This window comes from Escherichia sp. MOD1-EC6021 (genome assembly GCF_002965245.1).
In the GTDB taxonomy this organism is placed as follows: Bacteria; Pseudomonadota; Gammaproteobacteria; order Enterobacterales; family Enterobacteriaceae; genus Escherichia; species Escherichia coli_F.
Genome location: NZ_PTRU01000095.1, coordinates 1 through 1,200, shown reverse-complemented (window position 1 = coordinate 1,200; position 1,200 = coordinate 1). Strand labels below are relative to the sequence as shown.

Sequence of the window (1,200 nt, the reverse complement as noted above, 5' to 3'; positions counted from 1 at the left end):
ACTGGTCTAATTATGCATACACAAAAATTTTATTTTTAATTATATTTCATTATTATTTCATCAATGTATTCTTTGGATTTTGCTTATAATAATAATGGAAGGGATGATTATAAATGAATGCGTTATAGCATTTACACTCAGGATGAATATATGGGAAAGATTAAAATTGTAGTTTCAGATCAGCAGCCGTTTATGATTGATGGGATAATTGGATTTCTCGGACATTATCCCGATTTATATGAGGTTGTTGGGGGCTATAAAGATCTGAAGAAAGCTATAGCGGAGTGTAACAAATCTGCAGCCCAAATATTTATTTTAGGAGAATTTGCAGGTGGAATGATGGGGTCCGAACTCATAAAATGGGTTAAATCGCATAAAATAGATGCTCATATTATTACATTTGTAGCAAAAATGCCGTATATTGATTCAATAAAATTGCTTGAAGCCGGTGCGAAAGGATGCGTATGGAAAACCAGTCACCCGGCGAAACTAAATCGCGCTATTGATTCGATTAGTAATGGTTACACTTATTTTGATAGTGTACATATGGATTGTGAAAAAATATCTTCAAGATATTCCTCTGATAATCAACTAACAAATCGTGAGTCTGAAATACTACAACTCATAGCTGATGGAAAAACAAACAAAGAAATCGCTAATTTCTTGCAGTTAAGCAGGAAAACAGTCGAAACTCATAGACTCAATATCATGAAGAAATTAGATGTTCACAGTGGTATCGAGTTGATCAAAACAGCTTTACGTATGGGTGTTTGCACTATATAAAAAAAGAGGCTTTAGGCTCATTTTGCTAAAGCCTTACGCTTGTCTATTTCATTAAGTCTGGTATATACAACATATATTTTTTTTGCATATTGCAGCCTCTTTTTTTTGTTTTCCATTGCAAAACCCGCGTTATAAGTCCCCAGACATTGCCACGTTACCCCACAACGTGAAAAATGATTATATAAAATCTCGGTCCCTATTTTAATGTTCAGACAGGGGTTATCTAACAAATCTCGTTCATCTTTTATTATTCCACGTTTTTTTAACATGGGAATGTGCATCTGGTTTATCTGCATTAAACCATAATCAAAACTATTTATATTGTTTTTCTTATCCCTATTCTTTGGATTTGCCCCTATATTTCCAGACACCTGTTATCACTTAACCCATTACTGGCTTGCTGCCGTAGATATTCCC

At 34.0% G+C, this 1,200-nt stretch carries 1 protein-coding gene and 1 pseudogene; one reads left to right on the top strand and one right to left on the bottom strand.

Going from position 1 to position 1,200, the window contains the following annotated elements; translation table 11 throughout:
* Positions 1–150: 150 nt before the first annotated feature.
* Positions 151–783: a LuxR C-terminal-related transcriptional regulator gene (locus BEB54_RS28055; protein WP_000516283.1), complete on the top strand. Its 633-nt coding sequence runs from the start codon at positions 151–153 to the stop codon at positions 781–783.
* A 17-nt stretch (positions 784–800) separates the two neighbouring features.
* Here the strand turns inward: BEB54_RS28055 and BEB54_RS28050 are convergent.
* Positions 801–1,127 (bottom strand): annotated as a pseudogene (locus tag BEB54_RS28050) (lytic transglycosylase domain-containing protein); the annotation flags it as partial.
* Positions 1,128–1,200: the final 73 nt, after the last annotated feature.